26 protein-coding genes and 1 riboswitch are annotated in these 25,233 nt (G+C 75.9%); of the genes, 2 read left to right on the top strand and 24 right to left on the bottom strand.

All coding sequences use genetic code 11. The features are described 5' to 3' along the window. The 3 genes from ACPCUX_RS09925 to ACPCUX_RS09915 are packed head-to-tail and all read right to left on the bottom strand — an operon-like array spanning position 1 to position 1,915. A complete protein-coding gene (locus tag ACPCUX_RS09925) occupies positions 1-333 on the bottom strand; it encodes a small basic family protein (RefSeq protein ID WP_021483549.1) in 333 nt (110 codons plus the stop codon). Then, on the bottom strand, positions 330-1,298 hold the full coding sequence (locus tag ACPCUX_RS09920; RefSeq protein WP_232422894.1) for a DUF881 domain-containing protein: 969 nt from the start codon (positions 1,296-1,298) through the stop codon (positions 330-332). The genes ACPCUX_RS09925 and ACPCUX_RS09920 overlap by 4 nt, the downstream gene beginning before the upstream one ends. Continuing rightward, entirely contained in the window at positions 1,295-1,915 is a 621-nt protein-coding gene (locus tag ACPCUX_RS09915) for a CDP-alcohol phosphatidyltransferase family protein (protein ID WP_034656174.1), read from the bottom strand. Before ACPCUX_RS09915 ends, ACPCUX_RS09920 begins: the two co-directional genes overlap by 4 nt. Before the next feature lie 409 nt (positions 1,916-2,324). Between ACPCUX_RS09915 and ACPCUX_RS09910 the strand changes: the two genes are divergently transcribed. Then, a complete protein-coding gene (locus tag ACPCUX_RS09910) occupies positions 2,325-4,226 on the top strand; it encodes a DEAD/DEAH box helicase (RefSeq protein WP_423388652.1) in 1,902 nt (633 codons plus the stop codon). Between the two features lie 130 nt (positions 4,227-4,356). On the opposite strand, the gene ACPCUX_RS09905 is transcribed toward ACPCUX_RS09910, so the two are convergent. The 8 genes from ACPCUX_RS09905 to rpe all read right to left on the bottom strand — a co-directional run bounded on the left by ACPCUX_RS09905 (position 4,357) and on the right by rpe (position 11,083). Beyond that, complete coding sequence (locus ACPCUX_RS09905; RefSeq protein ID WP_423388651.1) at positions 4,357-4,839, bottom strand: PH domain-containing protein; 483 nt, start codon at positions 4,837-4,839, stop codon at positions 4,357-4,359. Between the two features lie 46 nt (positions 4,840-4,885). Then, positions 4,886-5,740 carry an ATP phosphoribosyltransferase gene (gene hisG, locus ACPCUX_RS09900; RefSeq protein ID WP_009865157.1) on the bottom strand — a complete coding sequence of 285 codons (855 nt, stop codon included), beginning with the start codon at positions 5,738-5,740 and terminating at the stop codon, positions 4,886-4,888. Between the two features lie 109 nt (positions 5,741-5,849). After that, a complete protein-coding gene (locus ACPCUX_RS09895) occupies positions 5,850-6,113 on the bottom strand; it encodes a phosphoribosyl-ATP diphosphatase (protein ID WP_043651626.1) in 264 nt (87 codons plus the stop codon). 73 nt (positions 6,114-6,186) lie between these two features. After that, positions 6,187-6,654: a 6,7-dimethyl-8-ribityllumazine synthase gene (gene ribH / locus ACPCUX_RS09890; RefSeq protein WP_043651624.1), complete on the bottom strand. Its 468-nt coding sequence runs from the start codon at positions 6,652-6,654 to the stop codon at positions 6,187-6,189. Then, positions 6,651-8,030, bottom strand: coding sequence for a 3,4-dihydroxy-2-butanone-4-phosphate synthase (gene ribB / locus ACPCUX_RS09885; RefSeq protein ID WP_423388650.1), 1,380 nt, complete (start codon positions 8,028-8,030; stop codon positions 6,651-6,653). Before ribB ends, ribH begins: the two co-directional genes overlap by 4 nt. A gap of 47 nt (positions 8,031-8,077) precedes the next feature. Next, entirely contained in the window at positions 8,078-8,701 is a 624-nt protein-coding gene (locus ACPCUX_RS09880) for a riboflavin synthase (RefSeq protein WP_423388649.1), read from the bottom strand. Beyond that, complete coding sequence (ribD, locus tag ACPCUX_RS09875) at positions 8,701-9,846, bottom strand: bifunctional diaminohydroxyphosphoribosylaminopyrimidine deaminase/5-amino-6-(5-phosphoribosylamino)uracil reductase RibD (protein ID WP_423388648.1); 1,146 nt, start codon at positions 9,844-9,846, stop codon at positions 8,701-8,703. The genes ACPCUX_RS09880 and ribD overlap by 1 nt, the downstream gene beginning before the upstream one ends. Before the next feature lie 158 nt (positions 9,847-10,004). After that, positions 10,005-10,130: riboswitch (FMN riboswitch) on the bottom strand. Between the two features lie 284 nt (positions 10,131-10,414). Continuing rightward, positions 10,415-11,083, bottom strand: a complete 669-nt coding sequence (gene rpe, locus ACPCUX_RS09870) for a ribulose-phosphate 3-epimerase (RefSeq protein WP_034655315.1) — start codon at positions 11,081-11,083, stop codon at positions 10,415-10,417. A gap of 51 nt (positions 11,084-11,134) precedes the next feature. Here rpe and ACPCUX_RS09865 point away from each other — a divergent pair, with 51 nt between their 5' ends. After that, positions 11,135-11,755 (top strand): GNAT family N-acetyltransferase, encoded by a 621-nt coding sequence (locus ACPCUX_RS09865; RefSeq protein ID WP_137280473.1) that lies wholly within the window; start codon positions 11,135-11,137, stop codon positions 11,753-11,755. 102 nt (positions 11,756-11,857) lie between these two features. On the opposite strand, the gene ACPCUX_RS09860 is transcribed toward ACPCUX_RS09865, so the two are convergent. The 13 genes from ACPCUX_RS09860 to ACPCUX_RS09800 form a co-directional block, all read right to left on the bottom strand. Next, positions 11,858-13,144, bottom strand: a complete 1,287-nt coding sequence (locus ACPCUX_RS09860; RefSeq protein ID WP_423388647.1) for a type II toxin-antitoxin system HipA family toxin — start codon at positions 13,142-13,144, stop codon at positions 11,858-11,860. Beyond that, positions 13,141-13,368, bottom strand: a complete 228-nt coding sequence (locus ACPCUX_RS09855; RefSeq protein ID WP_031316417.1) for a helix-turn-helix domain-containing protein — start codon at positions 13,366-13,368, stop codon at positions 13,141-13,143. Before ACPCUX_RS09855 ends, ACPCUX_RS09860 begins: the two co-directional genes overlap by 4 nt. Before the next feature lie 131 nt (positions 13,369-13,499). Beyond that, positions 13,500-15,182: an RsmB/NOP family class I SAM-dependent RNA methyltransferase gene (locus tag ACPCUX_RS09850; RefSeq protein ID WP_423388646.1), complete on the bottom strand. Its 1,683-nt coding sequence runs from the start codon at positions 15,180-15,182 to the stop codon at positions 13,500-13,502. Next, positions 15,179-16,132, bottom strand: a complete 954-nt coding sequence (gene fmt, locus ACPCUX_RS09845) for a methionyl-tRNA formyltransferase (protein ID WP_423388645.1) — start codon at positions 16,130-16,132, stop codon at positions 15,179-15,181. The genes ACPCUX_RS09850 and fmt overlap by 4 nt, the downstream gene beginning before the upstream one ends. 102 nt (positions 16,133-16,234) lie before the next feature. After that, positions 16,235-16,594, bottom strand: coding sequence for a hypothetical protein (locus ACPCUX_RS09840; protein WP_423388644.1), 360 nt, complete (start codon positions 16,592-16,594; stop codon positions 16,235-16,237). Between the two features lie 28 nt (positions 16,595-16,622). Beyond that, the gene (locus ACPCUX_RS09835; protein WP_423388643.1) at positions 16,623-17,342 is read right to left on the bottom strand and encodes an HAD family hydrolase; all 720 of its coding nucleotides are present in this window, start codon (positions 17,340-17,342) and stop codon (positions 16,623-16,625) included. After that, entirely contained in the window at positions 17,339-19,714 is a 2,376-nt protein-coding gene (locus ACPCUX_RS09830; protein ID WP_423388642.1) for a primosomal protein N', read from the bottom strand. Before ACPCUX_RS09830 ends, ACPCUX_RS09835 begins: the two co-directional genes overlap by 4 nt. Positions 19,715-19,859: 145 nt before the next feature. Then, positions 19,860-21,056 (bottom strand): methionine adenosyltransferase, encoded by a 1,197-nt coding sequence (gene metK / locus ACPCUX_RS09825; RefSeq protein WP_034653075.1) that lies wholly within the window; start codon positions 21,054-21,056, stop codon positions 19,860-19,862. 63 nt (positions 21,057-21,119) lie between these two features. Beyond that, positions 21,120-22,433 (bottom strand): bifunctional phosphopantothenoylcysteine decarboxylase/phosphopantothenate synthase, encoded by a 1,314-nt coding sequence (locus ACPCUX_RS09820; RefSeq protein ID WP_423388641.1) that lies wholly within the window; start codon positions 22,431-22,433, stop codon positions 21,120-21,122. Positions 22,434-22,555: 122 nt separating this feature from the next. Then, positions 22,556-22,834: a DNA-directed RNA polymerase subunit omega gene (gene rpoZ / locus ACPCUX_RS09815; RefSeq protein WP_031316460.1), complete on the bottom strand. Its 279-nt coding sequence runs from the start codon at positions 22,832-22,834 to the stop codon at positions 22,556-22,558. 175 nt (positions 22,835-23,009) lie between these two features. Continuing rightward, positions 23,010-23,699, bottom strand: coding sequence for a guanylate kinase (gmk, locus tag ACPCUX_RS09810; protein ID WP_423388679.1), 690 nt, complete (start codon positions 23,697-23,699; stop codon positions 23,010-23,012). Positions 23,700-23,724: 25 nt separating this feature from the next. Next, positions 23,725-24,036 (bottom strand): integration host factor, actinobacterial type, encoded by a 312-nt coding sequence (mihF, locus tag ACPCUX_RS09805; protein ID WP_021482878.1) that lies wholly within the window; start codon positions 24,034-24,036, stop codon positions 23,725-23,727. Positions 24,037-24,302: 266 nt separating this feature from the next. Further along, on the bottom strand, positions 24,303-25,178 hold the full coding sequence (locus tag ACPCUX_RS09800) for a tyrosine-protein phosphatase (RefSeq protein WP_034653072.1): 876 nt from the start codon (positions 25,176-25,178) through the stop codon (positions 24,303-24,305). Positions 25,179-25,233: the final 55 nt, after the last annotated feature.

Raw genomic sequence — 25,233 nt, 5'->3', positions numbered from 1 at the left:
TCACGCCTTGAAGATGTGGCGCCGGATCGCGGCGGCGTTGGAGAAGATGCGGATGCCGAGGACGACGACGACGGCGGTCGAGAGCTGGCTGCCGACCCCGAGCTGGTCGCCGAGGAACACGATGAGGGCGGCGACGACGACGTTCGACAGGAACGACACGAGGAAGACCTTGTCGTCGAACAGGCCGTCGAGCCGGGCGCGCAGGCCGCCGAACAGGGCGTCGAGGGCGGCGACGACGGCGATGGGGAGGTAGGGCTGCAGCGACACGGGCACGGTGGGTTGCAGGACGAGGCCCGCGACGATGCCCACCACCAGTCCGACGACTGCGATCATTCGACGATCTCCTGCCCTGTCTCGTGCGGTGCGGATGGGGTCCCGGACCCGTCGGTCGTGCCCGGCGCGGGGCCGGTCTCCTCGGCGGGTGCGTCGGAGTCTACGGTCGTCTCCGGGGCGTGCGCGAAGAACAGCGTGGGCGCGGACCGGCCGGGCAGGTCGAGGCGGCTCTGCGTCGTCACGCCGGAGCGGATGCCGTACTGGGTGCCGAGGAGCTGGAGGAAGTCGGACGTGCCGGACCGCAGGAGCGAGGTGCGCATCGCGTCGGGGTCGCCGATCGCCTCGACGCGGTAGGGGCCGACGAGGGGCTGCAGGTCGACGAGCACGGCGTCGCCGGCGCTGCGGATCGCGGACAGGCCGGTCAGGCGCTGGTCGTTGATCGCGACGGCCTCCGCGCCGCCGGCCCACAGGGCGTTGACGACGCGCTGCAGGTCGGAGTCGTGCACGAGCGAGCTCGCGTCGGTGGCCCCGGAGGACAGGCCGCCGCCGGTGTCGTCGAGGGTGACGACGACGCCCTGGCCCTCGACGGGCTGCGTCCCGGTGAGCGCGCCCTCCTCCTGGAGGCTGTCGAGCACGTCGGCGCTCGCGCCGCTCAGGGCCGCGCCCTGGAGCTGCTCGATCTCGCCGGACAGCTCTGCGCCGCGGGCGGAGAGCTCCTCGGCGGTGGCCTGGCGTTCGAGGATCTCCTGCTCGAGGGTCTCGCGTGCGGCGATGACGCCGGGCTGCGGGGCGCGCAGCTGCACGGCGGCGGCGGTGGTGACGACGCCGAGGACGACGGCGAGGGCGACGAGCGCGACGGTGCCGGTGCGGCCGCGGTGCGGGGTCTGCCCGGCGGCGCGGCGCGCGGCCGCGGCGGCGTACCCGGGGTCGAGGGGGCGGTGCATGACCTCGTTGAGGAGGGTCATGGACGCGTCCACGGGTGCGCGGCGCGCGGCGGCGGGCTGGTCCGGTCGCGTGTCGGTCACGGCGTCTCCTTCGTCGCGGTCCCGGGCCGGTCGGTGCGGGCGGCGCGGTCGCGCAGGACGAGCGCCCGGGTCTGCAGCACGTACTGCGCGCCCGCGAGCCAGTACAGGCCCACGCCCCACCAGGTGAACGCCCACCCGGTGACGGCGGCGACGTCGCCGAGCCAGCCCGGCATCTCCGCGAGGAGCAGCAGCGGGAACGCGTACAGCAGGGCGAACGTGCCGGCCTTGCCCGCGAAGCTCACGGGCAGCGGCCCGTAGCCGTGGCGGGCGAGCAGCGGCAGCAGGCCCGCGAGCAGGACGTCGCGCGCGACGATCGCGACGACGAGCCACACGGGCACGACGTCGCGCCACGCGAGCCCGAGGAGGGTGACGAGGATGAAGAGGCGGTCGGCGGCGGGGTCGAGCATCTGCCCGAGGCGGCTCACCTGGTCCAGGCGGCGCGCGAGCACGCCGTCGAGCCAGTCCGACGCCCCGGACACGGCGAGGACGACCAGGGCCCACACGTCGTCGCCGCGCACGATGAGGACCGCGAACACGGGTACGAGGAGCAGCCGCAGGAGGCTGATGACGTTCGGGACGGTCAGGACGCGCGAGCTGACCTGCTGCCCTGCCGTCACACCCACCGCCCCGTGCTCGCGTCGCGCCGTCGCGGCGACCTGCCGCGCGCGACCATCCTACGTACCGGCCCCGGTGACCTGGGCCCTCATTTCGCGGCACGGCGCCCCGCAGGGCCCGAAATCACCCGCTTCGCCCGGTGTCCGGGGCGGGCCGGGCACCGGCGGGGCGGGTGCGGGTGAGGGACGTCACCGGGCCCGGCCCCGCGGCCCGCCCGCGCCCTCCGGTACGATGGGTGGACCTTTGGAGTTCGTCGCTCGTCCCGCGTGTGTCCGTGAGAGTGGCCGACCCCCCTGATCTCCCCGATCGTGGCGGTGGCCGGCCTGGTGTGTTCGGGAGTGCGACCTGCGAGAACCGACCCGGTGACCGCACGCCACTCCACACCCCGAAACGAACGGTCCTCACCCTTTCATGACTGCTGACGTCGTCGCGCCCTCGCACGCCCTCGACCACTCCACCGACACCTCCCCCGCCGTCGCGGAGCAGACCGCTCCCACCGGCCCCGTGTTTTCCGACCTCGGCCTGCCCGCGCCCCTCGAGCGCGCCGTCGCCGACCTCGGGTTCGTCACCCCGTCCGCGATCCAGGCCGAGGCCATCCCCGCGCTCCTCGCGGGCCGCGACATCACCGGCGTCGCGCAGACCGGCACCGGCAAGACCGCCGCGTTCGGCCTCCCGCTGCTCGCCGCGATCGACCCCACGCTGCGGCGCGTGCAGGCCGTCGTCCTCACCCCGACGCGCGAGCTCGCGATGCAGGTCGCCGACGCCGTCGAATCGTTCGCGGCGCACCTGCCCAAGGTCGACGTCGTCGCCGTGTACGGCGGCTCGCCCTACCAGCCGCAGCAGCGGGCGCTCGCGGCCGGGGCGCAGGTCGTCGTCGGCACGCCCGGGCGCGTCATCGACCACATCGAGCGCGGCACCCTCGTGCTCGACGACGTGCGCTTCCTCGTGCTCGACGAGGCCGACGAGATGCTGCGCATGGGCTTCGCGGAGGACGTCGACACGATCTTCTCCCGCGCGCCGCGCGAGCGTCAGGTCGCGCTGTTCTCCGCGACGATGCCCGCCCCGATCCGCCGCGTCGCCAACGAGCACCTCTCCGACCCGGTCGAGATCGCCGTCGCCCGCCAGTCCTCCACGGTGACGAGCGTGCGCCAGACGTACGCCGTCGTGCCGTTCCGCCACAAGACCGGCTCCCTCGTGCGCGTCCTCGCCACGTCCGACGCCGAGGCCGCGATCGTGTTCACCCGCACGCGCGGCGCCGCGGAGGAGGTCGGGTCCGCGCTCGTCGAGCGCGGCATCTCGGCCGCGACCATCTCGGGCGACGTCGCGCAGAAGGAGCGCGAGCGGATCGTGGAGCGCCTGCGCTCCGGTGCGCTCGACGTCCTCGTCGCGACCGACGTCGCCGCGCGCGGCCTCGACGTGGACCGCATCGGTCTCGTCGTGAACTTCGACCTGCCGGGCGAGCCCGAGGCGTACGTGCACCGCATCGGCCGCACCGGCCGCGCGGGCCGCACCGGCGAGGCCCTGAGCTTCGTCACCCCGCACGAGCGCGGGCGCCTGCGCGCGATCGAGCGCACGACCCGCACCCCGCTGCAGGAGATCGAGATCCCCTCCCCCGCGGACGTGTCCGCGCACAAGGTGCGGGCCCTGCTCGGGCAGGTCCCCGCCCGCCAGGAGGCGGGCCGCCTGTCGATGTACGCCGACATGGTGCGCACCTTCCTCGCCGAGCACGACGTCGACCCGGTCGACCTCGCCGCGGCCATGGCGGCGCTCGCGGTGGGTGACGACGGTCCGCGTGCCCGTGAGGAGCAGGAGCGGTTCGAGGCGGAGCGGGCCGCGGCGCGCGAGCAGTCGAAGGCGCGTCGCACGGAGCGCACGGGCGAGCGTCCGTCGCGCGGCGACCGTGCGTCGGGCCGGCGCGAGGGCGACGGGACGCGCGGCATCCGCCGCGACGCCGTCGGGACGCGCTACCGCCTGTCGGTGGGCCACAAGGACGGCGTGATGCCCGGCGGGATCGTGGGCGCGCTGACGAACGAGGCGGGTCTGGCCGGGTCGGACGTCGGCAAGATCGACATCTTCCCGTCGTTCTCGCTCGTGGACATCATCGCCCCGCTCGACGCGGACACGATGGACCGCATCTCGCGGGCACGGGTCGCGGGCAAGGCGCTGCGCATCCGTCTCGACGAGGGCGCGCCCGCGTCCCGGGGCCCGCGTGCCGGGCACGGCCCGTCGGGTCGTCGTGACGAGCGTCGTGACCGGTTCGACCGTGCCGACGACCGGGGCGAGCGCAAGCCGCGCCACCGCGCCGCGTTCTGACCCGCGCCGCCGGCGGCAATCCCGCCGGCGCACGACGACGACGACCCCCGGATCTCCTCGATCCGGGGGCCGTCGTCGTCGGTACGGGGTGACCCGTGGCGCGGGCACGGGAGGCCCGCGCCTGCGGTCCTTACTCGTGGGCCTCGCCGTGCGCCTTCACCAGGGCGGCGAGGCGACGCGCCTCCGCCTCGCCCCGGGCGCCGTCGGCCCGTTGGATGCCCATGACGGCGAGGGTGGACCCGTCCGCGAGGTCGAGACGCACCCACGCGTCGCCGGAGCCGAAGCGGACCGACACGATCTGGGGCCAGGCGAGGCGGCGCGTGTAGATGACGTTGCGCACCCGCAGGCCCTCGCGCGTCGGGACGGCGTGCACGCCGCCCAGGCGCCACAGCAGCCACGCCGCGAACAGCGCGAACGCCGAGATGGACAGCCGGTTCACCCACGACGTGCCGAGCGGCCCCGTCGCGGACAGCCCCACCACGACGCACCCGCCGACGACGACCACGCCCGTCGCCCAGGCCGACACCAGGCCGAACCGGGGCCGGAACGTGCGGTACGGGTCGTCGTCGCGGTCGCCCGGCAGGCCGGGGTCGGGGAACGGGTCGGTGCTCATGCCGCCACCGTCTCACACCCGCCGACCACCCACCGGCGGCACGAGATCAGAGGCGCGAGGCGTGGATCCGGGTCACGAGGATCGCGCGCGCACCCACGTCGTACAGGGCGTCCATGACCTGGTTCGTGCGGTCGCGGCGCACCATCGCCCGCACCGCCGCCCAGTCCCGGTCGTGCAGCGGGGACACCGTGGGCGACTCCAGGCCCGGCGTGATCGCGACCGCACGGTCCACGAGCGACACCGGCACGTCGTAGTCCATGAGGACGTACTCGTGCGCCGTCAGCACCCCCTGCAGGCGACGGGACAGCACCTCCACCCCCGCCGGGACGTCCGCCTCCGCAACCTTGCGCGGCCGGATCAGGACCGCCTCCGACACCAGGATCGGGTCGCCGAACACCTCCAGGCCCGCACCCCGCAGCGTCGTGCCCGTCGACACCACGTCCGCGACGACGTCCGCCACCCCGAGCTGCACCGCCGACTCGACCGCACCGTCCAGGTGCACCACCGTCGCGTCCACCCCGTGCGCGCGCAGGTGCCCCTCCACGAGGACCTCGTACGACGTCGCGACCCGCAGCCCCTGCACCTGCTCCAACGACGTGATCGTCCCCGCCGGCGCCGCGTACCGGAACGTCGACCCCCCGAACCCGAGCTGCATGTGCTCCACCGCGTCCGCGCCCGAGTCCAGCAGCAGGTCCCGACCCGTCACCCCGACGTCGACCGTGCCCGACCCCACGTACACCGCGATGTCGCGCGGGCGCAGGAAGAAGAACTCGGCGTCGTTGTCCGGGTCCGCCAGCACCAGCTCGCGCGGGTCACGACGCTGGCGGTACCCCGCCTCGCGCAGCATCTCGACGGCAGGCTCGGACAGGGACCCCTTGTTGGGGACGGCGATACGCAGCATGACAGGACCTTCGTTCAGGGGATCGGGCAGGGAGTGGGTAACAGCAGGGACGAGCGAGGGGCGAGCGGCGCTCGCGGCCGGGAGCGGGGACGCTCACCGGCGCGGCCGCTCACAGATGCTCGTACACGTCCTGCAGGCTCAGACCCTTCGCCAGCATGAGGACCTGCAGGTGGTAGAGGAGCTGGGAGATCTCCTCCGCCGTCTTCACGTCGCCCTCGTACTCGGCGGCCATCCACACCTCGGCGGCCTCCTCGACCACCTTCTTCCCGATCGCGTGCACGCCGGCGTCCAGCTCCGCGACCGTGCCGGAACCGGCAGGTCGCGTCATGGCCTTCTCGGACAGCTCCGCGAACAGGGACTCGAACGTCTTCACGGGCTCCAGGGTATCCGCCACCCGGACTCGGCCGGGGCGTGTCCGCCCAGCGGGCACGCCCCGACCGCCCCCGTCACAGGTCGCGCAGCGCCACGACCGTCGCGACCGCCGCCTCCGCGGCCTCCGCACCCTTGTCCTCGCGCGACCCCTCCAGCCCCGCCCGGTCCAGGGCCTGCTGCTCGTCGTCGCACGTCAGCACACCGAACCCCACCGGCACCCCCGTGCGCACGCTCACGTCCGTCAGGCCCGACGTCGCCGCCTGGCACACGTACTCGAAGTGCGGCGTCCCCCCACGGATCACCACCCCCAGCGCCACCACCGCGTCCGCACCGTGCTCCACCGCACGCGCCGCCGCCACCGGCAGCTCGAACGACCCCGGCACCCGCACCACGCTCACGTGCGACACGTTCGCCGCCGCCAACGCCCGCCGCGCGCCCGCCAGCAACCCGTCCATCACCTCCGTGTGCCAGCTCGCCGCGACCACCGTCACCCGCAGCCCCGACCCGTCCACGCGCACCGTCGGCGCACCCGCCCCGCTCATCCCTCGTCCTCCTTCGTCTCCTCGGCACCGGACCCGTCGCCCGGCCCTCCCAGCACGACCCCGTCCGGGACCGCCACCGTGTCCAGCAGATGACCCATCGCCACCTTCTTCGTCACCAGGTACGCCCGGTTGTGCTCCCCGTGACCCACCTCGATCCGCTCCGCCCCCACCACGTCGATGCCCGACGCCACCAGACCCGTCACCTTCGCCGGGTTGTTCGTCAGCAACCGCACCCGCGACAACCCCAGGTCCGCCAGGATCGCCGCCGCCGCCCCGTACTCCCGACGATCCACCGGCCACCCCAGCTCCAGGTTCGCCTGCACCGTGTCCAGACCCACGTCCTGCAGCTCGTACGCCCCGATCTTCGCCAGCAGCCCGATCCCGCGACCCTCGTGCCCCCGCAGGTACACCACCGCACCCCCCTCCGCCGCGACCCGCCCCAACGCCGCCTCCAGCTGCGGACCGCAGTCGCACCGCAACGACCCGAACGCGTCCCCCGTCAAGCACTCCGAGTGCACCCGCACCACCGGCACCACCTCCGTCCCGACGGCGCTCGCGGCCTCCGCACCAGCCTCGCCCCGATCCGAGGCACCAGCAGGGGGGACCGCAGGGACCAGCGCCACGTGCTCCGCCCCCGTACGCAGGTCCCGGTACCCCACCACCCGGAACCGGCCGTGCACCGTCGGGAGCTCCGCCGACGACGTGCGGTGCACCCGCCGCGCCACCGCCTCCCGATCCGGCACCTCCGTGGCCACCGCAGGCGCAGGGTCGTGCACCCGCCGCCACGCCACCAGGTCCGCGATCGTGATCAGCACCAGCCCGTCACGCTCCGCCAACGCCGCCGCGTCCCCCAGCCGCATCATCGTCCCGTCGTCGTGCACCAGCTCCGCGATACCCCCGACCTCACCCCTCCCCGCCAGACGCACCAGGTCCACCGCGGCCTCCGTGTGCCCCGCACGATGCAGCACACCCCCCGGCACCGCCCGCAACGGCAGCACGTGACCCGGCCGGATCAGGTCCCCCGCACCCGACGCCGGGTCCGCCAGCACCCGCAACGTCCGCGCCCGGTCCTCCGCCGAGATCCCCGTCGACACCCCCGTCGCCGCGTCCACCGTCACCGTGTACGCCGTCCGCCGCGGATCCTGGCTGTGCGGCACCATCAACGGCAGCTCCAACGCGTCCGCCCGCGCCGCCGGCATCGGCGCGCACAGGTACCCCGACGAGTGCCGGATCGTCCACGCCACCCACTCCGCCGACACCCCCTGCGCCGCGAACACCACGTCCGCCTCGTTCTCCCGGTCCGGCGAGTCCGCCACCAGCACCGGACGCCCCACCCGGATCGCCGCCAACGCCTCCTCGACCGACCCCAGCCGCACGCCCCCCGACCCCTCCGGCACCGCGGCGCTCGCGGACCCCGCGCCCGTCACGACGCGCTCCCGGGGACCACGCCGGACACCAGCAGGCGCTCGACGTACTTCGCGAGCACGTCCACCTCGAGGTTCACCCGGTCGCCCGGCACCAGTCGCCCGAGGATCGTCGCCTCGAGCGTCGTCGGGATCAGCGAGACGCCGAACGTCTCGTCGTCCACGTGCGTCACCGTCAACGACACCCCGCTCACCGCGATCGAGCCCTTCTCCGCCACGTAGCGCGTCAGACCCGCAGGGGCGGAGAGCACCAGGTCGTCCCACCGCTCCCCCGGCGCGCGGCTCACGAGCGTCCCGACGCCGTCCACGTGGCCCTGCACCACATGACCGCCCAGCCGCGCGTCCGCCCGGACGGCCCGCTCCAGGTTCACCGGCGACCCCGCCACGAGGTCACCCAGCGCAGTCCGCCGCAACGACTCCGGCATCACGTCCGCCGTGAACGACCCGTCGCCCCCGAGGCTCGTGACCGTCAGGCACACCCCGTTCACCGCGATCGAGTCACCGAGCGCCGCGTCCGACGCCGCGAGCGGCCCCTCGACCGTGAGCACCGCGTCCTCCCCCACGCCGCCAGGGAACGCGATCCCCCGGACCCTGCCGATCTCCTCCACGATCCCCGTGAACATCAACTCACCCGTCCTTCCGTGCTCTTCCTGGACACCACCAGCGCGTCGTCCCCGACACGCCTCACCTCCACCGTGCGGAACCGGTGCGCGTCGGCGATCGTCGCCACACCCAACCCGTCCACCGCTCGCCGCCCGCCCCCCAGCAGCACCGGCGCCACGTACGCGTGCAGCTCGTCCACCGCCCCCGCGGCCAGGAACGCCGTCGCCAGCGTCGGACCGCCCTCCACCAGCACGTGCCGCACCTCGCGCTCCGCGAGCCGCTCCAGCACCTCACCGACGTCCCGCGTCAGCACGTGCACCAGCTCGCCACCCTCGCCGCGGACCCGCGCCGTCGGCGGGATCCCCCGCAGCCCTACGACCACCCGCAACGGCTGGTGCTCCGCCAGACGCACGGCGCTCGCGGCGTCGTGCGCCGCGTCGTGGGACGAGCCGTGGGCGGGCACCCGCGCGGTGAGCTCGGGGTCGTCGGCCAGGAGCGTGCCCGTGCCGACGGCGATCGCGTCCACCTCCGCGCGCACGCGGTGCGCGTGCTCGCGCGCCGCGGGTCCGGTGATCCACCGGCTCGTCCCGTCCGCGGCGGCGACGTAGCCGTCGAGCGTCGTGGCCGTCTTGAGCGTCACGTACGGGGTGCCGCGCCGGACGGCCGTGAGCCACACCCGCAGGAGCTCCTCGCCCTCGGCGGCGCGCAGGCCGCGCACGACGCGGACCCCCGCGGCCCGCAGCCGGTGCGCGCCGCCCGTGGCGACGGGGTTCGGGTCGTCGACGCCGAGCACGACCTCCGCCACGCCTGCGGCGACGAGCGCGTCGGCGCACGGGCCGGTGCGACCGGTGTGGGCGCACGGCTCGAGCGTCACGACCGCCGTCGCGCCGGCGACGTCGACGCCGCGCGCCCGGGCGTCCGCGAGGGCCGCCGCCTCGGCGTGCGGCGTCCCCGCGCCACGGTGCCACCCCTCGGCGAGCACGGGTCGCGGGTGCGGGTCGAGCGAGCCGGGCGCGGCGCCGTCGGGCAGGGTCGCGCCGGGCGGAGGGCCCAGCAGGACGCACCCGACGCGCGGGTTCGGCCCGTGTGCCGGCCCTCGGGCCGCCAGCTCGAGCGCGCGCGTCATCGCGGCGTCGACCGTCAGGGTGCGGGGGTGCTCGCCCATCGTCCTCCTCCCGGGCACGGGCGCTCCGGGGTGAGGGCGGGCGGCGGGTCGAGCCACGAGGGCTCGACGGCGTCGCTCACCACGGCGAGGCCGTCACCGTCCCGGACGGGTGCGCCGGCGGGTCGCCGGAGCACCACGCGCCGAGGCGTGGCCACGCCGCACGTGCTTCCTCCCATCCGGACTTTCACCGTCGGTCCTGGAGTTCCACCAGGTCAACCGCGCGTGGGCGCGGGTCGCGGACTGTCACCGCCGGCTCGGAATTGCACCGACCCCGGAGCACGTTCGTGCGTACTGCGTACTGCAACCGCCGATGTTACTCCGGGTGCGCACCGCGCGGGTGCGACCGGCGGTCCGGCGCGACCTCGCCCGCTCCCGTCGAGGTCGCCGCTCGGGAGCACCGCCTCCCCCCGAGGCGTCGAGCTTCGCCGTCCGACGGCTGGCCCCGATCCCCTTCTCCGTGCTTGGTGGTGAGGTTCTCGCGGTCCCGTCGAGGAGAGATGTGCGCTTGGCACACTATTTTATGTGGAACGAAGAAGGGGCCCGAAGAGGGCCCCTTCCCGTCCTGACGTCAGTGAGAGTGCGCCGACGCCTCCGCCAGCTCGCGCAGCGCCTGGATCTCCTCGGGCACGTTCTCCGCCCCGTAGACCGCCGACCCGGCGACGAAGACGTTCGCCCCCGCGTCCGCGGCTCGCTCGATCGTCGAGCGGGACACTCCCCCGTCGACCTGGATCCACACGTCGAGGCCCGACTCGCTCACGGCCTCGCGCGCCCGCCGGATCTTCGGCAGCGTCCCCTCGATGAAGGACTGTCCGCCGAAGCCCGGCTCGACCGTCATGACGAGGATCATGTCCACCTCGGTCAGCAGGTCCAGGAAGGGCTCCACCGGCGTCGCAGGGCGCAGCGCGACGCCTGCGCGGGCTCCCAGGCGGCGGAGCTCGCGAGCGAGCCGCACAGGGGCAGCAGCGGCCTCGGCGTGGAACGTGACCGACGCCGCGCCCGCCTCCGCGTAGGCCGGCGCCCAGCGGTCAGGGTCCTCGATCATGAGGTGGGCGTCGATCGGGACGGGCGACACCTGCGCCAGGCGCTCGAACACCGGCAGCCCGAGCGTGAGGTTCGGCACGAAGTGGTTGTCCATGACGTCGACGTGCGCGTAGTCCGCCGTGGCGATCGCGTTCAGGTCGCGCTCGAGGTTCGCGAAGTCGGCGGACAGGATGCTCGGTGCGATGAGGGCTGCCATGGGCCCAGCCTAGGGGCGCGTGCCGGAGCCCGGTGCTCGTACCCTCGTCGCGTGAGCGACCTCTCCTCCCCCTCCCCCGGCTCGCCCCCTTCCTCCGTTTGCGGCACGCCGCACCGCCCCGGGCACCCGCACGCCTCCGCGCCCGCCGTGACGGTGCGCCCGGCCACGGCGCACGACCTGCCGCGGGTCGCGGAGATCGCCGCCCCGTTCGTGCGCGACACGTGCGTGACGTTCGAGGAGGAGGTCTGGGACGTCCCGGCGTGGCACCGCAAGCTCGACGACGTCACCGCGCGCGGCCTGCCGTTCCTCGTCGCCGAGGTCGACGCCCCGGGCGGGCCGGGCACCCCGACCGGCGCCGTCGTCGCGGGCTACGCGTACGCGTCGGCCTGGCGCCCCAAGCCCGCCTACCGGCACACCGCCGAGGACTCGATCTACCTCGACCCGGAGCACGCCGGGCGCGGGGTGGGCACCGCGCTGCTCGCCGCGCTCCTGGAGGCGCTCGCCGCCGCGGGGGTCCGCCAGGTCGTCTCCGTCGTCGCCGACGTCCCCGAGGCCGCCGGGTCGCTCCCGCTGCACCGCCGCTTCGGCTTCGTCGAGGCCGGCCGCCTCACCGCCGTCGGGTTCAAGCACGGCCGCTGGGTCGACACGATCCTGCTCCAGCGCACCCTCTGAGCACCCTGGGGCGCCCCGACCCGGCGGGGCGAGCAGGCGGTCCCGGTGGGTGAGGGCGCCCGGACCCGCCACGACCACCTGCTCGGCGTGAGAAGGGGACCGTTAGACGACCAGGCCGCGGCGGAGGTCGGTGGTACGGCGCTCGACCGTGCGCCAGGCGTGACGGCTCACGCCGGGGTGGGCGTCGCGGTCGATGTCCGCGAGCGCCGCGAGGAGTCCGTCGAGGGTCTGGGCGACGGCGCGCTGGGCGCGTCGGCGGGGCAGTCCCCAGGTGGTGCCCTCGGTGACGAGGTGGTCGGCGGTGAGGCGGTCCATGTCGCGTTCGCCGGCGACGTCCATGGCGAAGACGCGGGAGGCGTGGTCGTGGTGGAGGTGCATGGCGATGTCGTAGGCGGGGGCGAGGCGGACGGTGCCGTCGGCGTGGCGCAGGACGGAGATGTTCTTGGCGTGGGCGTCGGTGTTGCCGAGGGCGAGGTTGAGGGTGGTGAGGGCGAGGAGGGGGTCGGGGCGGGTGCCGTCGTCGCGCAGGGTGCGGGCGATGGCGGCGAGGGAGGGGAAGCGGCGGCCGTGCTGGAACTTGCGTTCGGGGTCGCGGGTGTTGATGCCGAGGGCCTGGGCGGCGTCCTCCTGGTGGAGGCGTGCGGTGCCGGTGGGGTCGGTGGGGTCGGGGACGCGGTCGTAGCGGGTGACGACGATGGCGCGTTCGCCGTCGAGCTCGGTGACGTGGGCGTCGACGGTGGTGAGGCCGATGCGGCGGGCGAGGTCGAGGGCGGCTGCCTCGGTGTTGACGAGGTCGGCGGTGGGTGAGTCGGAGGGGCGGGCGACCTTGAGGATGTGGGTGGTCGGTGCGGTGCCGTGGGGTCGGGCCCAGCCGTGCTCGTCGTGGAGGAGGGTGATCTTGGGTTCCATGCCGGGCAGGGAGCTGGTGAGGTGGTCGGCGCGGCCTTCTCCCCCGCTGCGTGCGACGGCGGCGCGCAGGAGTCGTGCGACGGCGGCGTCGTCGAGGCGTTCGGGGGTGCGGGGGGTGGGGAGGGGTTGTCCTTCGGGTGCGAGGAGGACGGCGCCGGCGGTGTCGTGGCCGTAGTGGACGAGGAAGGCGAGGGCGTCGTCGGGGTCGATGCCGGCGTCGATGGCCATGGCGTCGCGGGTGCGGCCCTCGGGGAGGAGTCCGTCGAGCCAGGCGGCGACGCGCGCGGGGTGGGGCGGGGGTTCGTCGGGTGGGGTGATGGGGAGCAGGTGGGACAGGACGCGGGCGTCGTGCCCCCAGCGGTCGAGGGCGTCGGTGGTCCAGGTGAGGGTGACGCGGGGTGTGCCGTCGGTGGTGCGCAGGCCGGTGGGTGCGAGGGTGGCGACGGGGTTGCCGTAGAGCCAGGCGGTGAGGGTGGTCATCGGCGTTCCTGGAGTCGCAGGTCGACGTCGAGGGTGTCGAGGAGCTCGAAGAGTCGTTGGACCCAGAGGTTCTCGACGCCGTTCTCGAGCTCGGAGAGGTACTGGCGGGTGATGCCGAGCTCGTCGGCGACCTGGGCCTGGGTGAGTCCGCGGGTTCGGCGGACGCGGCTGAGGTAGGCGCCGAGGTCGCGGGGGCTGCGGGGGGTGGTCCAGGTGTCGGCCATGCTCGCTCTCCTGCCGTGGGGTGCCCTGACGTGCTGCCGCGTCGGGATTCCCTGACACGACACGGTGTCAGGTTACTCTGACACCCCCGCGTTGTCGAGATATGACGACATCGCGACGCGGGGCGCGGCACTCACACCGTGCGGCGCAGGAGCGTGAGGTGCATGGCGTCGGTGCCGTGGACGTGCGGCCAGAGCTGGACGTCCTGACGGTCCCCGAGGTCGACGGTGTCGCGCACCTCCGGGCGCACGACGTCGCGCACGACGGCCGGGGCGTCGAGGACCTCGACGTCGTCGCGACGGCGCAGCACGTCGGCGACGACGACCTGGGTCTCGGCGAGGTGGGGCGAGCACGTGACGTACCCGACCACTCCCCCGGGCCGGACGGCGTCGAGCGCGGAGTCGAGGAGCTCGCGCTGGAGCCCGGTGAGGGTCGCGAGGTCCGCCGGGGTGCGGCGCCACCGGGACTCGGGTCGGCGGCGCAGGGCCCCGAGGCCCGTGCAGGGGGCGTCGAGGAGCACGCGGTCGTACGCGCCCGGCTCGTCCTGCCCGACGGCGCGCCCGTCGCCCGTGCGCACGGCCTCCACGGCGTCCGCGGGCACGGCGGCGAGCGCCTTCTCCACGAGGCGTGCGCGGTGCGGCTGGACCTCGTTGGCGACGAGGCGTGCCCCGCGCTCGGCCGCGAGCGCCGCGAGGAGCGCGGCCTTGCCGCCGGGGCCGGCGCACAGGTCGAGCCAGCGCGCGTCGTCGCCGGTGGAGCCGGGCTGCGGTCTGGCGAGCGGTGCGGCGGCGAGCGCGAGGGCGACGAGCTGGCTGCCCTCGTCCTGGACGCCGGCGCGGCCGTCGCGCACGGCGCCGAACGCGGCGGGGTCGCCGCCGTCGAGGGTGAGCGCGGTGGGCGCCCAGCGGGCGGGGGTGACGCGGCCGTCGCCGTCGGCGAGCTCGTGGGGGTCGGCGAGGCCGGGACGCGCGACGAGCGTGACGCGGGGGGCGTCGTTGTCGGCGGCGAGGAGGGCGTCGAGCTCGTCCACGGGGCGTCCGTTGCCGGCGAGGGCGTCGCGCAGGGCGCGGGCGATCCACACGGGGTGGCTCTGGGTGGCCGCGAGCGCCGCGAGGGGGTCGGGGGCGTCGTCGGCGAGGGTCGTGAGCCAGTCGTCGAGGGGGGTGCGCGCGACGCGGCGTAGGACGGCGTTGACGAGCTGGGCGCTGCCGGCGCCGGTGCGTTCGCGGGCGAGGCCGACGGTCTCGGAGACGGCGGCGTGCTGCGGGACGCGCATGGCGAGGAGCTGGTGGGTGCCGAGGCGCAGGACGTCGAGGACGGGCGGGTCGAGGCGGTCGAGGGGACGGTCGAGGCAGTGCGCGAGGATCGCGTCGTAGCGGCCGCGCAGGCGCAGCGTGCCGTAGGCGAGCTCGGTCGCGAAGCCGGCGTCGCGCCCGCGGATGCCGCGCTCGCGCAGCAGGGGCGGCAGGACGAGGTTGGCGTAGGCGTCGGAGCCGTCGACCTGGCGCAGGACGTCGTACGCGACGGCCCGTGCGGGGTCGGTGCCCTTGCGGCGCTGGGAGGGTGCCGCGGAGCCGCGGTGCACCTCGCCGCGGGAGCGGGCGGCGCCGCGCTGGCGCCCCCGGGCGTCGCGGCGCTCGTCTCCCCCGCCGGCCGGCGCCGCTCCAGAATTCGAACGTGCGTTCGAGTTTTTGCCCCCACCCTGGCCACCACCGCTCGAACGCTTGTTCGACGCGGCGCTCTCCTGGCCCTGCGGTCGCCTGTTCTCGTTCGAACGCGCGTTCGAACCGCCGCGGTCGCGGCGCTCGGCGCTCATCGGGCGGCCTCCGCACCGAGGACCGTGGCGTCGTCGAGCCGGGCACCGCGCGCCCAGTCCGCGGCGGCCATGTGCTTCTTGCCCACGGGCGCCACCTCCCCCAGCTGGACGGCGTGGGTCGCGGTCCCGACGAGCACCTCCTTCTTCCCGGCGCGCACGCGCCCGGGGGCGAGGTCGACGACGTCGGGCCGCAGGGTGACCGGGCCGAGCCCGAGGCGCGCGGGCGTGCCGTCGGCGCCGGGGAGGGTCGTCCACGCCCCGGGTGCCGGGGTGCAGCCGCGCACAAGACGGTCGACCGCGAGCGCCGGGTGGTCCCAGCGGACCTCCGCGTCGGCGGTCGTGAGCTTGGCGGCGTGCGAGACGCCGTCGGCGGGCTGGGGCTGCGGGCGCAGGGTGCCGTCCTCGAGGGCGTCGAGGGTGGCGACGAGGAGGCCGGCACCGGAGACGGCGAGACGGCCCAGGAGGTCGCCCGCGGTGTCCCGGGGGCGGATCGTCTCGGTCGTGGTGCCGAGCGTGGGCCCCGAGTCCAGCCCTTCCTCGATGAGGAACGTCGTCGCCCCGGTCACCTCGTCGCCCGCGATGATCGCGCGCTGCACGGGCGCCGCGCCGCGCCAGGCGGGCAGGACGGAGAAGTGCAGGTTGACCCACCCGTGCCGCGGCACGGCGAGCACGTCGGGGCGCAGGATCTCCCCGTACGCGACGACGGGCGCCGCGTCGACGTCGAGCGCGGCGAGGCGCGCGACGAACTCCTCGCCGCGGGGCCGATCCGTGAGGACCGGGATCCCGGCCTCCTCGGCACGCACGCGGACGGGGCTGGGGGTCAGGCGCCGTCCGCGGCCCGACGGCGCGTCGGCGCGCGTGAGCACGGCGACCACCTCGTGGCGGGAGTCGAGGAGGGCGTCGAGGGACGGGACCGCGGTATCCGGGGTCCCCGCGAACAGCAGGCGCATGGGCCCGATTCTAGGTGGCCGGGCAGGGCGGCAGACCCGGGAGCGGCCCCGTGCACGGGTCGGGCGCCCGGAATGCGCAGGCGCCCGGTACGGGCCCGGAGGTCAGGTCGCCAGCGTGGCGACCGGCGGGAAGGCGGGGAACGCCTCGTCGTCCACGGGAGCGAGCTCGAGGCAGCTCAGCCGGTCGTCGTCGACGAACAGCAGCAGGAGGAAGCGGTCCGTGCCCGCCTCCAGCACGACGCGCGGGCCCTGCGCGGAGACGGGACCGTCGTCGTCCCCCAGGTCGATCGTCGGGCAGGCCCCGCACGCGCACGCGCCGTGCACGCGCACCGCCTCGACCTGGGCGAGCCAGCGCCCACGGTCGGCCGCGTCCCGATCCGGCGCGACCGCCTCACCGCGGCACCCGTGGCGGAGCATCCAGACGAGCACGTCGCGCTCACGGGCCGTGAGCGCGCGCGGCACCCCGGCACCCGTCACGACCCGGCGCCCGTCACGACCCAGCGCCCTCGGGGCCGACCGGCACGCCCAGGTCGCGCAGCGCCGCGCGCAGCCCCGCCGTGCCCTCGAACAGGTGGGTGCGCAGCCCGAGACGCGCCGCGGCCTCGACGTTGGCCGGGCTGTCGTCGGTGAACAACGTCCGGGCCGGGTCGAGACCGAACCGCTCGACCGCGAGCGCGAAGATCGCCGGGTCGGGCTTGGCCAGCCCCTCGCGCCCCGAGACCAGCACGTCCTCCATGAGGGCCGTGGCCGGAGCGGCCGGCGCGGCGTGCCCGAAGAGCTCCGCGGACCAGTTCGTCAGGCCGTACAGCCGCAGGCCCAGGTCACGCAGCTCGCGCACGAGCTCCTCGGAGCCCTCGACCGGGCCGGTGAGCGTCGCGGGGAACCGCTCGACGTACCGGTCCAGGAGCGCGACGTGGTGCGGGTGGGTCGCCGCCACGCGGTCGCGCGCGTCCTGCCACGTCGCACCCGCGTCCCGCTCGTGGTTGAGCACCCGGAAGTCCACGTCGGCGAAGAACGCGTCCACGTCCCGCCGGTCGACGCCGTCGTACGCGCCGTACGGGTCCCAGCCCACCAGGACGTTGCCGAAGTCGTACAGCACGGCGTCGATCTCGCGGGCGGCGGGTGCCGGGTCCCGGTCGGGGTTCGCGTCGGCGGACGCGTCGACGAGGGGGGCGACGGTCGGGGCGTCGGGCGCGGGGCGGTGCGTCACAGGATCTCCTTCGGGTCGAGCTCCACCCGCACGCTACCCGGCTCGCGCCGCGCGGACCGGACCGCGACGGACGCGCCGAGCTCGCGCGCCAGCAGCCGGCCGTCGCGCACCGGGACCCGCACCACCGCCCGCACGGGCGGGGCGTCGACCAGCCCGGGCGCCGCGCCGTCCACCCCGTCGGCACCCCGCCCGCGAGGCGACGCCGCCACCTCGACCGGACCGAGCACCGTCTCCGGGCCCGCGAGCCCCACCCGGCCCAGCACCGCCGCGACCGCGGGACGGTCGCCCGTCACCGCCGCCACCCGGACCGCCGGCGGCAGCGACAGCTCCACCCGCTCGTCCAGCTCACGGTCCGCAAGGAGCGCCGGGTCCCAGCGCACGAGCGCGTTCGTCGGCGCGGGCGCGGCGTCGCCCACGAGCAGCACCTGCCCGCCCTCCGTCGCAGGCCGCACGAGCGCCGCCGCGGCGAGCCAGCGCGCGAGCGCGTCCTGCGCCACGTCCAGCCCGACGTGCGCCGTGCTCACCGCCGCGTCCAGCAGCAACGCCGCCGCGTACCCGCCCTCGGCGACCGGCTCGGCGCCCGGCGTCGCGACCACGAGCGCGGGGCGCGCGGACACCGCCCCCAGCACCCCGCCCGCCGCCGCGGCACCCGACACCTGCACCGGGACCCCCGCGAACGCACGGCCCAGCTCCTCCGCGGTGCGCTGGGAGCCCACGCGCACCGACCGCAGCCCCGTCCAGTGGCACTCCGCGCACGACCACCCGCCCGCGAGCGCCCCGCACCACGCGCACTGCGGCGTCGCCTGCGGGCCGGACAGCGCGAGCGGCCCGTGGCACACCGTGCAGCGCGCGGGCGTGCGGCACCGGGCGCACGCCACCACGGGCACGTACCCCGACCGCGGCACCTGCACCAGCACCGGCCCCTGCTCCAGCGCCGCACGCGCCGCGCGCCACGCGGCCGTCGGGATGCGCGCCGCGGCGCCCGGTCCCTCCGCCGCCAGCTCGACCGAGGTCAGCGCCCGCACGCGCGGCGCCCGGGCCCGCACGACGTCGCGCGGCGCCGCGAGCTCGTGCGCCCAGCCCCGTACGACGAGCGCGTGCGCCGCGACCGTGCGCCCGTGCGACCCCAGCAGGAACGCCGCGCCCTCCTGGTCGCTGCGCAGCGCGAGCACCTCGCGCGCGTGCGGGTACGGAGCGCGCGGCTCCGCGAGGGTGTCCTCGCCGTCGTTCCAGCACACCACCAGCCCGAGGTCGACCACGGGCGCGAACGCCGCCGCACGGGTCCCCACGACGACGCGCGCGTCCCCGTGCAGCACCGCGAGGAACGCGCGGTAGCGCGGCGCGGGCCCCTCGTCGGCCGTCAGCCGCACCACCTCGCCCCCGGTCGCCGCGTCCCACGCGGGCAGCCCGGCGGCCGCGAGCGCCGCGCAGACCTGGTCGACGTCGCGCGCGTCCGGCACGACGACGAGCGCGCCCCGCCCGCCCGACCGGGCCGCGCGCACCGCCTCGGCGACCGCGGCCGCCCAGTGCGTGACGGGCAGCGCGTCGGGCTCCTTGCGCGAGCGGCCCCCGCCGCGCCGACCCTCGGGGACCACCTCGGGCACCGCCTCGGGCGCCGGGGGCGCGAGCCCGGGGAGCGCGGTCCACACGGCCCGGGGCGACCCGCCGCCCGCGACGTGCGCGAGGAAGGCGGCGCCGGCCCGGTACGGGGCCCACACGGACTCCTGGTGCGGTGCCCGCGCCGCAGCGGGTACCGACGCGGGAACGGGCTCGGCAGGCGCGGGGACGGGCTCGGCGACGGGAGGACCCGCAGGAGCCGCCTCGGCGGCGACGGCGCCCGCGCGCGTGGCGACCGGGGCGTCCCCGGCCGGGGCAGTTCCTGGCGAGGGCACCGCGCCGGGGGCCGTCCGTGCCGCGAAGGACTGCTCGGCGCGCGCGTGCCGCGGGGGCACGGCGAGGCGCAGCACGTCCGAGAGCGTGCCGGCGTAGTGGTCGGCGACCGCCCGCGCGAGCCGGGCGACGGCGGGCGCCAGCACGGGCTCGGCCGACACGACGCGCCGCAGCGGCAGCAGGCGCCCGTCGTGGTCCGAGCGGTCGAGGCGCTCCAGGACGTACCCGTCGACGTCCCGGCCCGCGAACCGCACCTTGACCCGCACCCCCGGGCGCGCGTCGTCGGACATCGTGGCGGGCACGAGGTAGTCGAAGGGGCGGTCCAGGTGCGGGGGCGCGAGGTCGAGCGCGAGGCGCGCCACCGGCAGGTGCGCGGCGATCTGGTGCGACGCCGGCGGCGCGGGCCCCCGACGGGGCGCGGCGGGCGCGACGGTGAGCAGGGTGTCCTGCACCGCCCGCGTCGTGTCCTCCGGCTCGCTCACGACGCCATCGAACCACGCGCCGCCGTCACGACCGGCGCGCTCACGACCTCGCTCACGACGATGCACCGGGCAGCGCGCCCGGCACCCGCGGCGCCGCGCCGTCCCCGTGCGCGGTCGTCGCCCGCGACCGGCGCGACGACGCTCCTCACACCTGGGACTGCAGGTCCGCGACGCGGTCCGTGCGCTCCCACGTGAACTGCTCGAGCTCGCGCCCGAAGTGCCCGTAGGCCGCCGTCGGGGCGTAGATGGGACGCAGCAGGTCCAGGTCGCGGATGATCGCCGCCGGGCGCAGGTCGAACACCTCGCGGATCGCGGCCGTGATGCGCTCGACCGGGACCTTCTCCGTGCCGAACGTCTCCACGTACAGGCCGACGGGGTGCGCCTTGCCGATCGCGTACGCGACCTGCACCTCGCAGCGCCGCGCCAGACCCGCCGCGACGACGTTCTTCGCGACCCAGCGCGTCGCGTACGCGGCCGAGCGGTCCACCTTCGAAGGGTCCTTGCCGGAGAACGCGCCCCCGCCGTGGCGGGCCATGCCGCCGTACGTGTCGACGATGATCTTGCGGCCCGTCAGGCCCGCGTCACCCTGCGGGCCGCCCACGACGAACGTGCCGGTGGGGTTGACGAACAGGCGCGTCGCGCGCACGTCGAGGTCGAGGCCCGCGGCGTCGAGCACGGGGGCCACGACCTGCGCCGCGACCTGCCGGTGCAGCTCGTCCTGACGAACGTCCGGGTCGTGCTGCGTCGAGAGGACCACCGTGTCGAGGCTGACCGCGCGGTCACCGTCGTACCCGACGGTGACCTGCGTCTTGCCGTCCGGGCGCAGGCCCGGCACCGTGCCGTCCCGGCGCACCGCCGCCAGGCGCTCCGCGAGACGGTGCGCGAGCCACACCGGCAGCGGCATGAGGCTCGGCGTGTCGTCGCTCGCGTACCCGAACATCAGGCCCTGGTCGCCCGCGCCCTGCGCGTCGAGGGGGTCGTGGTCGCCCTGGTCGTCGCGCTCCTCGAGGCTCTTGTCGACGCCCTGCGCGATGTCCGGCGACTGCTGGCCGATCGACACCGAGATGCCGCACGAGTCCGCGTCGAAGCCGATCACCGACGACGTGTACCCGATCCGGCGCACGACGTCGCGCACGATCTGCGGGATCTCGACGTACGCGTCGGTCGTCACCTCGCCGGCGACGTGCACCAGGCCCGTGGTGACCATCGTCTCCACCGCCACGCGGGACGTCGGGTCCTGCGCGAGGAGCGCGTCGAGGATCGCGTCGGAGATCTGGTCGCAGACCTTGTCCGGGTGCCCCTCGGTGACGGACTCGGACGTGAAGAGACGCAGCTCAGCCATGGCGCACAGCCTACTGTCCCGAAAGGTGAGCGAGCGTATCCGGCAGGCGAGACGAGACGCGGGTCACTCGCCCGCCCCGGCCCGCTCGACCGGCGGCGCCACGCGCGGCACGACGACGTCCCACACCGCGTCCGCGACCTCGCCCTTCGACCCGCTCGCCGTCGCGACGACGTCCCCCGCGCCGTCGACCACGGTCACGTCGTTCGCGTCGACCGCGAACCCGCGCCCCTCGCCCACGGCGTTGACCACGAGCAGGTCCGCGCCCTTGCGCCGCGCCTTGGCCCGGCCGTGGTCGAGCACGGACCCGTGCGCGTCACCGGTCTCCGCCGCGAAGCCGACCACCACCTGGCCCGGGCGCAGCCGGTCGCGGGCGAGCTCGGCGAGCACGTCCGGGTTCTCCACGAGCGCGATCGGCTCAGGCCCCTGGCCCGGCACCTTCTTGATCTTCGCGTCGGGCGCGTGGGCCGGGCGGAAGTCCGCGACGGCCGCCGCCATGACGACGACGTCCGCCCCGGCCGCCGCCGACCGCACCGCGTCGCGCAGCTGCGCCGTCGTCTCGACCTCCACCACGGCGTCGGGCACGCCCCCGGGCGCGCGCACGAGCGCGGCCACGTCCGGGGACAGGTTCGCCGCCACGAGCGTGACGTGCGCGCCGCGCGCCGCCGCGGCCCGCGCGAGCTCGACGCCCTGACGCCCGCTCGACCGGTTGCCGATGAACCGCACCGGGTCGATCGGCTCGCGCGTGCCGCCCGCCGACACCACGACGCGCCGACCCGCGAGATCCTGCGCCGGCCCGCGGCCCGGCCCGTGGCCCGGCTCCGCGCCCGCGTCGGCGGCGGTCGCGCGGGACGCGTCCTCCACGACGGCGAGCGCGACGCGCGCGATCTCGTCCGGCTCGGGCAGGCGGCCGGGTCCGGTGTCCGCCCCCGTGAGCCGGCCGGACGCCGGCTCGATCACGTGCACGCCCCGCGCCCGCAGCGTCGCCACGTTCGCGGCCGTCGCCGGGTGCTCCCACATCTCCGTGTGCATCGCGGGCGCCATGACCACCGGGCAGCGCGCGGTGAGCAGCGTCGAGGTCAGCAGGTCGTCCGCGCGCCCGGCCGCCGCGCGCGCCAGCAGGTCCGCCGTGGCGGGCGCCACGACCACGAGGTCGGCACCCTGGCCCAGGGCGACGTGCGGCACGTGCTCGACGTCCTCGAACACTTGGTCCGTGGCCGGCTCGCCCGAGAGCGCCTCCCACGTGGGCGCGCCCACGAAGCGCAGGGCGGACGCCGTCGGCACCACCCGCACCCGATGGCCCTGCTCCCGCAGCAGCCGCAGCAGCAGCACGGCCTTGTACGCCGCGACCCCGCCGCTCACACCGAGCACGATCCGCATGTCGTTCCTCCTGGAGGTCCGGCTCAGACCCGTCGCCGGACGCGGCGGGACAGGGGGCCCGCGCACCCGGGCGCGGACGCACGAACGCCGCGCCCTCCGGTGGAGGTGCGCGGCGTGCGGGCTCAGGCCTCGGGGGCCTCGTCGGGCTCGGCCTCGATCGTCAGCAGGCCCGCGTTGATCTCGCGCATCGCGATCGAGAGCGGCTTCTCCTGGTTGCGCGTCTCGAGCAGCGGCCCGACGTTCTCCAGCAGGCCCTCGCTGAGCTGCGAGTAGTACGCGTTGATCTGGCGCGCACGCTTGGCCGAGTAGATGACCAGCGCGTACTTCGAGTCGACGTGCTCGAGCAGGTCGTCGATGGGCGGGTCGGTGATGCCCTCGGGGGCGGCGACGGTTCCGGACACAGTTCGCTCCGTGGGTTCAAGGGTCTGCAGCGGGCGCTGCAGCTGGTCGATGGCGGCGGCGCGCACGGCGCCCCCGTCCGGGACCGGGCGGCCGCGGCACCACGTCGCAGGACGGGCCGCCGACCGGGCCTCGGGCCCACGGGGGAACGCCCGCGCACGGGCACCGCAGGACAGTCTACTCGCTGTGCCCCTCACCGTGCCCGGACGGCACGGGGGACGACGCCGGGGACGAGCACTCCGCCGGGACGGGACGGGGCTCGAGCCCCATGACGCGCACCAGCTCGTCCGTCGCGCGGTGCACCTCGTCGTTGACGATGACGTGGTCGAACTCCGACTCCGCCGCGAGCTCGACCCGGGCCGTCGTCAGACGGCGCTCCCGCTCCTCCGCGTCCTCCGTGCCGCGGCCGACCAGGCGACGCACGAGCTCGTCCCAGCTCGGCGGCGCCAGGAACACGAACCGGGCCTCGGGCATCGACGCGCGGACCTGGCGCGCACCCTGGAGGTCGATCTCCAGGAGCGCCGGCACGCCCGCGGCGAGCTTCTCCTCGACCGCGCGCCGGGGCGTGCCGTAGCTGTTGCGCCCGTGCACGACGGCCCACTCCAGGAGCTCACGGTCCGCGACCATGCGCGCGAACTCGTCCGGGCCGACGAACAGGTAGTGCACGCCGTCCACCTCGCCCGGCCGCGGGTCGCGCGTCGTCGCCGACACGGACAACCACACCTCCGGGTAGCGGGCCCGGATGTCGGCCGACACCGTGCCCTTCCCGACGGCGGTCGGGCCGGCCAGGACGGTCAGGCGGGCGGGGCCGGGGACGACGGGCGGCGACGCCGGCCCCGTGGTCTCCCCGGCGGGGACGGACGGCATCGGCTCGGACGGGTGCGCGGAAATGTCAGCCAAACCTCTCGATGAGCGCCGCGGACTGGTGGGGGCCGAGGCCGCGGACACGACGTGTCTCGGCGATCCCGATCTCCTCCATGATCGCCCGAGCCTTCACCTTACCCACGCCGGGCAGGGACTCCAGCAACGAGACGACCTTGAGCTTGCCGATCATGTCGTCCGTCTGGCCGCGCTCGATGACCTCCTTCAGGGAGCCCTGGGAGTACTTGAGCCGGTTCTTCACCTCGGCGCGCACGCGTCGTGCCTCCGCGGCCTTCTCGAGCGCCGCCGCGCGCTGTTCTGGGGTCAGGGGTGGAAGTGCCACGCAAGTCACCTACTCGTCGTCAGGCGGATGGGCCCACTCAGTCGTCCCGGCGTGCCCGCAGGTGGAGCCCCGACCGGGTGGATCACCCGGGCGACCTGCGCCGACGCACGGAGCCGACCCCTCGAAAGTAGCGAGCCTCGGGCGATCGGGCAACGACTGGGCATGGCGCGTCGTCCGCGGCCGTACCCGGGACGGTCTGCGCAACGGCCCCGGCGGCGGGCCCGGAACGACGGCGGAACGAGGGCGGGACGCGGATCGAGGGCGGCTCAGGACGCCACGAGGCGCGCCACGAGCGCGTCGCGCACCGCCGTCGTCACGCCGCACGCCACGAGGTAGTCGTCGATGCTCCCGTGCTCGCGCACCGCGAGCTCCCACGCGCCCTCCAGGTACGCGGGCTCGACGGTGAGGACCGGCGCCAGCGCCTCGGGCGACAGCCCCGGTAGCGGGGGCACGAGCGCGGCGAGCCCCTCGGCCGCCGCCGCGCTCGCGAGGTACTCGGCCATGCGCTCCTCCTCCGAGACCCCCGCGACGTACTGCACGAGGGCCACGACCCAGCCCGTGCGGTCCTTGCCCGCCGAGCAGTGCACGACGCTCGCGCCGTCGGCCGCGGCGACGTCCGCCAGGACGTGGCCGACCGTCTCCCGGATGCCCGGGTCCGTGACGAACGTCGCGTACACGCCGTGCATGAGGCGCCGCGCGACCGCGGCCGGGTCGTCGGCCGCGAGCAGGCCCGCGACGAGCGCCGCCGGGTCCGCCGAGGCGCCCGCGCCCGCTCCCCCGTCGACCAGGCCCGGCGTCGGGTCCATGCCCCGGCGCAGCACGCGTACGCCGCCCGGGACGGCGTCCGCGCCGTCGCGCGCGAGCTCGTCCCCGCCGCGCAGGTCCACGACCGTCCGCACGTCCAGGTCGACGAGCGCGGCCTGGCCCGCGGGGGTGAGCCGGGACAGGCTCGCCGTGCGCAGCAGCACGCCCGTCCGCAGCGGCTCGTCGTGACCGGCCGGCACCGCCCGACCGCCCACGTCGCGCGCGTTCCACGTGCCCGGCACGTCCAGGGCACCCGGCACGGCTCCCGGCGGGGGCAGCTCCGGAGGCGTACCGGCAGCGGTCGGGGCGGGGTCGGTCGTCTCGTCGCGGGAGGTCATGGGCGCAGTCTGGCACGCGACCGCGGGGCACGACGGCGACCGGGCCGGCACCCGC

Source organism: Cellulosimicrobium sp. AB352 (assembly GCF_049538415.1).
GTDB classification, from domain to species: Bacteria; Actinomycetota; Actinomycetes; order Actinomycetales; family Cellulomonadaceae; genus Cellulosimicrobium; species Cellulosimicrobium funkei.
Note: the sequence above shows the minus strand (reverse complement) of the source record. Positions and strands in the feature narration are given on the sequence as shown.

Coding starts and splice junctions, on each gene's coding strand:
- ACPCUX_RS09905 (WP_423388651.1), bottom strand. CDS start 4,839: ATGAGCACCGACCCGTTCCCCGACCCCGGCCTGCCGGGCGACCGCGAC.
- ACPCUX_RS09925 (WP_021483549.1), bottom strand. CDS start 333: ATGATCGCAGTCGTCGGACTGGTGGTGGGCATCGTCGCGGGCCTCGTC.
- ACPCUX_RS09800 (WP_034653072.1), bottom strand. CDS start 25,178: ATGACCTCCCGCGACGAGACGACCGACCCCGCCCCGACCGCTGCCGGT.
- hisG (WP_009865157.1), bottom strand. CDS start 5,740: ATGCTGCGTATCGCCGTCCCCAACAAGGGGTCCCTGTCCGAGCCTGCC.
- ACPCUX_RS09880 (WP_423388649.1), bottom strand. CDS start 8,701: ATGTTCACGGGGATCGTGGAGGAGATCGGCAGGGTCCGGGGGATCGCG.
- ACPCUX_RS09820 (WP_423388641.1), bottom strand. CDS start 22,433: ATGCGGATCGTGCTCGGTGTGAGCGGCGGGGTCGCGGCGTACAAGGCC.
- ACPCUX_RS09860 (WP_423388647.1), bottom strand. CDS start 13,144: ATGACCACCCTCACCGCCTGGCTCTACGGCAACCCCGTCGCCACCCTC.
- gmk (WP_423388679.1), bottom strand. CDS start 23,699: ATGCCGTCCGTCCCCGCCGGGGAGACCACGGGGCCGGCGTCGCCGCCC.
- rpe (WP_034655315.1), bottom strand. CDS start 11,083: ATGGCAGCCCTCATCGCACCGAGCATCCTGTCCGCCGACTTCGCGAAC.
- fmt (WP_423388645.1), bottom strand. CDS start 16,132: ATGCGCCTGCTGTTCGCGGGGACCCCGGATACCGCGGTCCCGTCCCTC.
- ribH (WP_043651624.1), bottom strand. CDS start 6,654: ATGAGCGGGGCGGGTGCGCCGACGGTGCGCGTGGACGGGTCGGGGCTG.
- ACPCUX_RS09850 (WP_423388646.1), bottom strand. CDS start 15,182: ATGAGCGCCGAGCGCCGCGACCGCGGCGGTTCGAACGCGCGTTCGAAC.
- ribD (WP_423388648.1), bottom strand. CDS start 9,846: ATGGGCGAGCACCCCCGCACCCTGACGGTCGACGCCGCGATGACGCGC.
- metK (WP_034653075.1), bottom strand. CDS start 21,056: ATGGCTGAGCTGCGTCTCTTCACGTCCGAGTCCGTCACCGAGGGGCAC.
- ACPCUX_RS09910 (WP_423388652.1), top strand. CDS start 2,325: ATGACTGCTGACGTCGTCGCGCCCTCGCACGCCCTCGACCACTCCACC.
- ACPCUX_RS09855 (WP_031316417.1), bottom strand. CDS start 13,368: ATGGCCGACACCTGGACCACCCCCCGCAGCCCCCGCGACCTCGGCGCC.